The organism is Sulfurimonas sp., from assembly GCF_023229025.1.
Lineage (GTDB): Bacteria > Campylobacterota > Campylobacteria > Campylobacterales > Sulfurimonadaceae > Sulfurimonas.
Genome location: NZ_JALOAA010000058.1, coordinates 1 through 9,521 on the forward strand (window position 1 = coordinate 1; position 9,521 = coordinate 9,521).

Here is a 9,521-nt window from a genome sequence, read left to right on the forward strand (position 1 = left end):
TTAATTCAAAATGAGACTAGAAAAGGTACAAACGGGGAGATTATCGCAAAGCTAAACTCACTTGTAGATGATGATGTAATAAAAGCACTCTATAAAGCAAGTCAAGCAGGGGTAAAGGTCTCCTTAATCGTTCGCGGAATATGTTGTCTAAAACCCGGTATTGAGGGAGTGAGCGAAAATATTAGAGTCATATCAATACTGGGAAAATATCTTGAGCACTCAAGAACATTTTACTTTAAAAACGATGAGGCAGGGGTTTATATCTCAAGTGCCGACTGGATGCCGAGAAATCTAACAAGACGAATAGAGCTCTTAACCGCTATAAAAGACAAAAAAGCTAAAGAGAAGATTCTACAGATACTAAGACTTCAGTGTGCCGACAACACTTTAGCGCATGAGCTTCAAAATGACGGCTCATACAGAAAAGTAAAAAGCGATGATACAAAAACCATAAATAATCACGCTATTTTAGAGGATTATGTAAATAAAATAGCTAAGGCTTCAATGAAAGAGAGTGCGCAGTTAGTAGATGAGTTAGCGGCTAGTATATTTAAAGAGGAGGCTTAAGTCATGCTATATGATTTCAAAGATATGAGTCCGAAAATCGGGAAAAATAGTTGGATTGCACCATCTGCCGATGTTATCGGAGATGTTACATGTGGCGAAGATTGCTCCATCTGGTTTGGAACAGTTATAAGAGGCGATGTTCACTATATTACAATAGGCGATAGAGTAAGCATACAAGATCTTAGTATGGTACATGTAACGCACCATAAAAAAGCCGATAGAAGCGATGGAAACCCGACTGTTATCGGCAGTGACGTTACAATCGGACACCGAGTAATGCTTCATGGATGCACAATTAAAGACGCTTGTCTAATCGGCATGAGCGCTACAATCCTTGATGGTGCGGTTATAGGAAAAGAGTCTATTGTAGGAGCGGGTGCGCTTGTTACAAAAAACAAAATTTTTCCTCCACGCTCACTTATTATGGGAACTCCTGCCAAAGTTGTAAGAGAATTAACTGATGAAGAGATTAAAGAGCTATACGCTTCTGCATCGAGATATGTAGAGTTTAAATCTCACTACCAAAAATAGATGCCTGAATATTTTATATTTGCCGATATCATAGGCATTACGGCTTTTGCGATAAGCGGCTTTTTAATCGCAATAAAAAACAATCTAGACATCTTAGGCATACTTATAGCCTCGGCACTTACCGCTCTAGGCGGGGGCATTATCAGAGATGCAATACTTAGCTCTGCACCGTTTGCTTTTACCTCTTTATACCCTGCTTTAACACTGATTGCTACAATTTTTGTAGCATATATATTTAAACTCTACAAAGAGAGCTCTATCGAGAGAAAGTGGATGTTTGTCGTAAGTGATACTATCGGGCTTGTAGCCTTTAGTATAACAGGTGCTCTTTTAGCAATAAATGCAGAGTATAATTTTTTTGGTATTGTAATTCTAAGCTTTATCACAGCGGTTGGAGGAGGCGTAACAAGAGATATCATGATAAACGAAGTCCCTACAGTTCTAGTTAGTGACTTTTACGGCTCAATAGCAGTTATAGTAGCACTTCTTTTAGGCACTTTGCACTTCTTTGACGCTATAAATGAATTTAGCATTATTACAACAGCACTCTTTAGCATAGTGTTAAGACTTTTAGCCTATAAGAGAGGGTGGCATCTGCCAAGAATAGGATAATACAGACTCTTATATTGTTACATGAAAAATAGCAACTTATCTAAAACATCACTCTTTTTAGTCGATATGTAACCTATATTAATTATCAAAGAGAGTATTATGAACACTTCTTTTGCGATGGATGCCTATAGAGCACATGACCTCAATATCGTTATGAAAACTTCTAGCGGGGACGTTATAAAGATGGACTTTGCAAATCATCAAAGTGCATCTATGAGTCACAAACATAACCAAAACGGCTCACAAGCTTCTATGAGTTTCTCATCTATGCAATCATTTAAATTCTCTATAGATAGCAATGGCATTGATGCGCAAGATCAAAAAGAGATAGATGCTTTTATGAAAATTGCACAGCCCCACATTGACTCATTTTTAAAAGAGTTTGAAGATGCTGCTCCCAGCTCCCCTGTATCTCAACTAGCGCACAAGATAGCTAGCATATTTGAGCCTAGTAAAATTAGAGATGAAAATAGTAAAAATCACGTCAAAACAAACATTGTAGAGATGTTTGACAACTCTATTAAAAAATTAAAGACACCCCAAAAGTCAGAGCAGATAGATACTACTGAGCTTATGGATAAGATTTTTGAGCAGACTAAAAAACTTTTAGAAAAAACACTTCAAGAGTTTGATAAGTTTAACAAAAAACTCTACGCTTAAAACACTTTTTCTACTTTTATCAGCTCAACCACATTGGGGTTGCTAAGAACAGGAAATACCTTTCTTACGGCATCTGTTACCCACTGCGGGTAGATTCTAAAGTTGAGTTTTACACTTGCCTTAAGCGGATAAAGAGCATCTTTTGCCAGCTCAAATCTCTCTGCCCTTCTCTCTCCTGCCGGTATTCTCGTATCGCTTAGGAGTGTTTTATACTTCCAAAACAGAAGCCCGACCGGTTTGCCACTCTCATCGCCAAAGACCTTTTGAAAGAGTCTGCTTCCATCTTCTATCTCGCCGTCATCATTTAGCTTGCCGCTAGAGAGGATGACTCTGCCTTCTCTATCTTTTACCTCAACCTCAAGCCACAACTCTCTAAAATCAGCCACGCCGGTCGGCAAGTGGTGCCCTGCTCCTATATTTTTAACGCCTACTTCCAAAACTCCATCTTTTATATCAATATCAAGTTTTGCAGAAGTTCTAAGAAGTTGCAGAGTCTGCTCCTCATGCTCCTTATCTCTAAGCCCTGCCAAAAAGTGGTTTGAACCTGCAAAGTAGTGAACTTTCACATCATCCTTAACAACCCCGCCATCTGTTGAAGTGCCCTTAAGAGGTGCAAACTTATCATCTTTGAGATAGGTCATATGGCAATCTATACAAGTTTTGTGCTTAGTTTTATCCTCGGGATTGTTATATGGCGATTTCTTCCACTCCTCAAAAGTAGAGACAATTTTTATGCCGTTTTGCGGATGAAACTCATCATGACATGAGGCACAATATTTACTCTCTTTATAGAGCTCTTTTGAGTAGCTCTCTTTATGTACTTTTGGATTAGCGTTAATTAGCTTTTCGCCAAACCAGCGCCCCAAGTCTGAATCGCTATCCTCAAATGCGTATTTTTGCCTCTCAAGAGAGAGTGTAAAAGATGCGTTTCCTTTACTTTTTGCATCCGTTATCTGATGACACGTAATGCATGAGACACCCTCTTCTAGTCTAAAGTTATCATGCTCTTTAAAGTCTTTTAGAAGCGTTTTTGCCCCATTTTCAAAATGCTCGTTACTTACAAAGTTTCCATCCATCGCATGCGTGCTCTTGCCAAACCCCACCGAGAGAGCACTTGGGTTGTGGCACCCCATACACCACTCTCTAAACTCCTGCCCTTCTACCTCTCCTGCTAGTGTCTCCATAACCATATAGTATGGATTTGAGCCTGCAATATGCTTATGATTTGAGTTGCTCCACTGCTCAAATATCTCGCTATGACAAGATTTGCATTTTGCAGAGTTTGTCCACTCCTCGCTATGAAAAGCACTCCCTTTTTTCTCTATCTCTATCAAAGATAGCTCTGTGATTTTGCTATAAGAAGCAGATGGATAGATAAACATCAATGCAAAAAGGATAGCAAGCGGCTGCACATTTTGCCTCTTTGCCATAATAATATGCCATAAAAAAAGAGCCATTAAAACAAAAGAGCCATATAGATGTATAAAAAACGAGATAGTTCCAAATATATCTCCTCCACGGTTACCTACAAACAGCAGATAAATACCGCTTAAACTAATCAATACAAGTGTAACAAACAGAAGCCACCCATCTATACTGTTTACCTTTTTTATAAAAAAATATCTGCGTATATGCCCATAAACAAATGAGTTCATAAAAAGTAGCATTATCAATATAGAGACAATAATATGCAGAGGTTGAATTATCCTAAAGCTCTCCCAAGATACACCTAGAGGTTCAAACTGAAATAGACCGGAGAGAAACATAACAAAAAATAAGATTTTTACAAAAACTCTTCTCATCTATACTCTCCGGCACCATAATCAACAATATCACCCTCTAATGTTCTTAAAAACGCCACTATTTCATCAATCTGAGCAAGAGTTAAGTTACGCCCTAATTGATGCTTTGCCATGATATCTACTGCTTCTCTTATCTTTGGAACTCCACCGTTGTGAAAATATGGTGAGGTTTTTGTAACATTTCTTAAAATAGGAACACGAAAGAGATGCTCAGAGTTCTTGCCTAGATAGCCACCATTGTTTTGAAAAGGAAATTCATTATCAAATCTCTTAAGCTCCGGAACTATCTCAAAGTTTGGTTTTACGTTGTAGAGTTGCGCAAACTCCCTAAGTGGAAAACGCTGAATACTTTGTCCTCCTAAACTCATGCCATTATGACAACCCTTGCATCCGAAGCTTATGAAATTAGCCAAACCTCTTTTTGCCTGAGAGTTTATTGCATTGTTGTCTCCCTCTAAAAACCTATCAAAATCACCTCTTGTTAGAAGTGTCTTAACATAAACCTCTATAGCTTTAGCGCTGTTTTCAAAACTTATACCATCTTCAAATGCCTTCTCAAACATCTCTGAATATTTTGGATTTTCTTTTAGCCTCTCTTCTATCTCTGCTGATGTGAGATTCATCTTGTAGTCGGTCAAAAATGAGTTGGCACTCTGCTGCTTAAGGCTTCCAACCTCACCGCTCCATGTAAAATATTTTGCCAATGATGCATTTAAAATAGTTTGTGTATTTAATAGATTTGGATGCATAACTCCTGCATCACCCTGTGAAAACGTAAATCTATCTACTCCGCTTTGATCTTGTAGATGACAAGCCGCACAATCTGAAATCTCATTAGTGTTTGTCTTTAACACCTTTAAAAGAGCGCCTTGATTTTTAAGATCTTTATCAAAAGAGTGACAAGTCGCACAGCTTGTCTTTTTGTTTTTTGAGAGGTTAGTATCAAAAAATAGTAAAGAGCCAAGAGCAATTTTTTGCGGTGTCATAGGATTAGCATCGGTATCAAACAGCTCTAGGAGCTTTTCAAATGAAGCAGGAACAGGCTCAAGGCCTTTATCTAAAGCTAGCTCTCTTAACTTCTCATCACTATACTCAGGTGCATCTTTTAACGGTACAACAATAGATATTGTTAGTAGCGTGCTAATTACGACAATAGCTATGAGAATTGAGTAAAAGAGCAGTTTTTTCATCTATAAGCCAAAGGTCTCTTTTATCTTTAGCTCAAACTCCTCATCACTTAACTCTTTTCTCATTGGAACAAATGTCGTTGCCTCTACACCTACCGGCACGGCAATTGGAGCATTTTCATCTTCAATAATCATCTTAATTGCATCTGCGATAGGCTCAGGAGAAGGTCCTTCGTTTATCGCTTTTGCAACTATAGGAACAAAATGCGCAACTAGCTCTTTATATGGGGAGTCTTCATTTGTTGTTTTTGCATTTGCGACCAAACCTTTTTTTACAAAGTTTGTACCAAATAGTCCAGCTTGAACTGAGTGAACTCTTATACCAAAAGGGAGCGTCTCAAATCTAAGAGAGTCAACTATTCCCTCAACAGCATACTTTGAAGCGTTATAGTGTGAAAGTAGAGGAAGCCCCATCTTGCCCAGAAATGAGCTTATGTTAATAATAGTTCCACTTTTTGCCTCTCTCATGTAAGGCAGAACTTCTCTTGTAGTTTTTATAAGACCAAATACATTTACATCAAACTGATTAAAAATCTCTTCGTCCGTACCATCTTCAAGGGTTGCTAAAAGCCCGTAGCCCGCGTTGTTGACAAGAACATCAACCTTACCCTCATTTTGAATGATAGTATCTACCGCTTTTTTAATACTATCTGTTTTTGTAACATCTATATAGATATTTTTTATATTGCCCTCGCCGCCTGCTGCACTCTTGTCTCTTGAGCCTGCATAAACGATATAACCGTTATCTGCTAAGAGCTTTGAAGTAACCGCACCCATTCCAGAGGTTGCACCTGTGATTAAAACTACTTTTGACATAATGAACTCCTTTTTTTAATGCTATGAGTATATTAAAAAAAGGCGTAACAATCAACTTCAAATATCAATTTTGAGATATTACTATTTTTTATTGTCATTTACAAGAATTAATGTTATTGAAGTAAAAACTATTTTAGAAATATTTTTCAATAAAACTAAACATGATATTTATGAATAATAAAAGTTGGATTATTTTAAAATTGCAAGTTTTGAATAGTGTTGGCAGAGGCAAATATAAAAGCCCCTACCTCAAAAAACTTTAATACACGGTATGTATTTCAGCCTCAATCTTTTAACGCAAACTTAAGCGTCAATCTCTCTTTAATAAATCTATGCTGTAATTGTACTTATATAAGCTTAATAATACTTTAGTACACTACTCTAATATAAGCCAATCACTTTCAGGTTTTACGAGTAGTCTTGCATTATTATATGCCATATCCATAGTTAAGCATGTAGCTCCATAATAATGCTGTTCTCTTTTATATACAGTAATAACTATGTCTGGCTTTATGATGTCAGTTAAACATAACGGTACTAAAAATTGAATTTGATTGTTAAAATATTGTGGTACCGCAGTCTTATAATTCCTTCTAATCCTTTTAGCCGTAGATTTTAAAGCTCCTTCTATCATATTAATTAAAACTGGCTCAGGAAAAGTTTTTAATGTTTCAGGAAATCTTTCAAAATTGTCTTTAACTATGTGTTCAGCATTAATTCTAAGTTCAAGGGAAGTGTCATAGAACAGATCATCAATAGAATTAAAAAATTTAACAATATCAGGCAGCTCATCAAAAGTAGACAATTTATATGAACTACTATTTACAAATGCGGCTAAAAACCATTTTTGTCTACCAGTTTGATTCTCTTCAAAATATGCATATATATCATCAAAATGAGATGTTAACAATCCCGTATTAAAGCAAGCTATTTTATTTCCATTTTGGTCTTTTGAGTATTTAATCAAATCATCATCATAAACTTTTTTAAAATAATGTGCTATGTAATTGTGCAAGACGGGGTGTGTTTTATTACCAACAGGGGACCCCCAATTCTCATCCATAGACATCTCTTCTAATTTTATAATTTTTTCATCAAAACGACCACAATTAGCGAAATCATATAATGTCATTTTTAACCTTTATTTTTTTCTGTTTATTATATCCGTTTTTAAAGAGTTATATCAAATAATGTTATTCTACTTAAAAATAAGATGTAAATTTATTTATTTTTACAATAACAAATGTTATTAAATTTACATCTGAAATTATTTTTAATTTTGATATAATTATTTTATGAGTGTCAGAAAAATAAAGAAGAGCTACATCTCTTGTGTCGGATATTTTAAAAGCTACAAAAACAACAAGCAGTTAGCTTTTGAATCAATTTTAGAAAGAGACTTTTTTATGTTGTTAGAGTTCGATAGAGATGTTGTTTCATTTGAAGAACAGCCTCTTAAAATCAACTATCAGCTGAAAGCAAAAAACACGAGATACACTCCTGATGTATTGGTTACATACAAAGACGGCTCTCAAAAAATCTTTGAAGTCAAATATCAAAGTGATTTGGACTCTGATCCACAACTACAACATAAGATATCTGTTTTAAAAGAAGAAATAGCTCGACAGATGTTTATTCCTTTTGAAACATTTACAGATGCACAAATAGACCAAATATATTTCAAAAACTGTGTTTTTCTCTATAAAAATGCTTTTATCTCTGAAAACAGTACTATGACCAATAAAATATTGGAGAATATCAATAAGCTTTCTGAGCCCATTTCTATCAAATCATTTTTAGAACTTTTATCAACCAATCAAACTGAACAATTGCGGATACTTCCATATCTTTGGCACAAGATATTCAAGGAACCTTCACTGATAGACATGCACAAAAAGATTACCATGTCTTCTCTTATCCTTATAAGGAGAAATTCATGAGTAAATTAGACCTATCCATCGGTTCAAAAGTTTTTTACAATAACAAAGAACACATCATTCTAAAAGCAGTCAACTTCCACACCCTCTCCATAGCTCCAACAGACAATCAAGCTGAAATTATCAATGTAAAAATACAAGATCTATCTTCAAAGCCTCAAGAAGAAAAAACGCAACTAGACAGCTATACGGATGAGGAGTGGAGTGAAGCAAAAAAGAAATACGATGCTATTAAAGAGCTCGTCTTTAGAAAAAAGTCACGTAACGAAGTTGAAGAGGTAGCTGCTAAGTACAAAGTGACTGCTATGACAGTCTATCGTTGGATAAAGACCTATGAAGAATCAGAAAAAATCAGTTCACTTATCTCAAGCAAACATAAGCGCGGCAAAAAAGGAAGTCGCATAGAGCCTTTGACAAATAAGATCATTGAAGATGTTATAGAAGAGCTCTATCTTACCAAACAAAGAATCGGTTTTCCTAAAATCTTCAACACCATTAAAGCAGAATGCAAGAAGCTTAACATAACCGCTCCACATGAAAACACTGTCCGCAATAGGATAAAAACAATCGATCCAAAATTTGCTCTAAAAAAACGCTTTAGTGCAAAAAAAGCGAATGAAAAATATGGAAATTTTGAAGGGGAATATCCAGAGGGAGACTTTCCTCTTGAAGTGTATCAAATCGATCATACTCCGCTTGATATTATACTCGTTGACTCCCACTCAAGAAAACCTCTTGGAAGACCTTATTTAACACTGGCGATTGATGTATATTCCAGAATGGTAGCAGGGTTTTATCTCTCCTTGCAAGCGCCCGGATATTTCAGTGTAAGTCAGTGTCTCTACAATGCTTTTTTACCAAAAGATGATTTTCTAAAAAAGTATGATGTTAAAGGTGAGTGGGAAATATACGGGATTCCTTCAAAATATGCGGTCGATAACGGCAAAGATCTCATTGGGCTTGATATGCAAAGAGTCTGTGATGAATTTGGCATGACTATGGTTCGAAGACCCGTTGGAAGACCACAATACGGAAGCCACGTAGAGAGGATTTTTTTGACTATAAATAAAGAAATTCATAATTTACCAGGTACTACATTTTCTAATATATCCGAAAAAGCTGAGTATGATTCCATCAAAAACGCAACTTTTAGCCTTGATGAGATAACAAAGTGGCTCACGGAGTTTATCGTCAATGTTTATCATAACCGTGTACATCATGGAATAGGCATGACACCGAGACAAAAATACAGTTTAGGCATCTTTGGCGATGATGAAAATCCGGGTACAGGCTTGCCGCCGATTGTAGAAGATAGGGAGTCGATTAAAATCGCTCTCTTACCTGCATTTTACCGAACCGTTCAAAAAGACGGCATCACACTTGATGGCATTACGTACTATTCGGATGTT

General features: G+C 36.2%; 9 protein-coding genes and 1 pseudogene. 6 read left to right on the top strand and 4 right to left on the bottom strand.

The window, feature by feature from the left end; all coding sequences use genetic code 11:
* The 4 genes and pseudogenes from M0Q20_RS10405 to M0Q20_RS10420 form a co-directional block, all read left to right on the top strand.
* Positions 1-567 (top strand): annotated as a pseudogene (locus tag M0Q20_RS10405) (RNA degradosome polyphosphate kinase); the annotation flags it as partial.
* Between the two features lie 3 nt (positions 568-570).
* Complete coding sequence (locus M0Q20_RS10410; RefSeq protein WP_295061622.1) at positions 571-1,098, top strand: gamma carbonic anhydrase family protein; 528 nt, start codon at positions 571-573, stop codon at positions 1,096-1,098.
* Positions 1,099-1,710: a TRIC cation channel family protein gene (locus tag M0Q20_RS10415; protein WP_295061625.1), complete on the top strand. Its 612-nt coding sequence runs from the start codon at positions 1,099-1,101 to the stop codon at positions 1,708-1,710.
* A gap of 99 nt (positions 1,711-1,809) precedes the next feature.
* Entirely contained in the window at positions 1,810-2,370 is a 561-nt protein-coding gene (locus M0Q20_RS10420; protein ID WP_295061628.1) for a hypothetical protein, read from the top strand.
* On the opposite strand, the gene M0Q20_RS10425 is transcribed toward M0Q20_RS10420, so the two are convergent.
* The 4 genes from M0Q20_RS10425 to M0Q20_RS10440 form a co-directional block, all read right to left on the bottom strand.
* On the bottom strand, positions 2,367-4,172 hold the full coding sequence (locus M0Q20_RS10425; protein WP_295061631.1) for a multiheme c-type cytochrome: 1,806 nt from the start codon (positions 4,170-4,172) through the stop codon (positions 2,367-2,369). The two genes, M0Q20_RS10420 and M0Q20_RS10425, sit on opposite strands and share 4 nt — an antisense overlap.
* Positions 4,169-5,362 carry a cytochrome c peroxidase gene (locus M0Q20_RS10430; RefSeq protein WP_295061635.1) on the bottom strand — a complete coding sequence of 398 codons (1,194 nt, stop codon included), beginning with the start codon at positions 5,360-5,362 and terminating at the stop codon, positions 4,169-4,171. Before M0Q20_RS10430 ends, M0Q20_RS10425 begins: the two co-directional genes overlap by 4 nt.
* Complete coding sequence (locus tag M0Q20_RS10435; RefSeq protein WP_295061639.1) at positions 5,363-6,175, bottom strand: SDR family oxidoreductase; 813 nt, start codon at positions 6,173-6,175, stop codon at positions 5,363-5,365.
* A gap of 376 nt (positions 6,176-6,551) precedes the next feature.
* A complete protein-coding gene (locus tag M0Q20_RS10440) occupies positions 6,552-7,307 on the bottom strand; it encodes a DUF3825 domain-containing protein (protein WP_295061642.1) in 756 nt (251 codons plus the stop codon).
* Positions 7,308-7,581: 274 nt separating this feature from the next.
* Here M0Q20_RS10440 and M0Q20_RS10445 point away from each other — a divergent pair, with 274 nt between their 5' ends.
* Positions 7,582-8,115 (top strand): TnsA endonuclease N-terminal domain-containing protein, encoded by a 534-nt coding sequence (locus tag M0Q20_RS10445; RefSeq protein ID WP_295061645.1) that lies wholly within the window; start codon positions 7,582-7,584, stop codon positions 8,113-8,115.
* Positions 8,112-9,521: DDE-type integrase/transposase/recombinase (locus M0Q20_RS10450; protein WP_295061649.1), on the top strand; the 1,410-nt coding region annotated here is incomplete at its 3' end. The genes M0Q20_RS10445 and M0Q20_RS10450, both read left to right, overlap by 4 nt.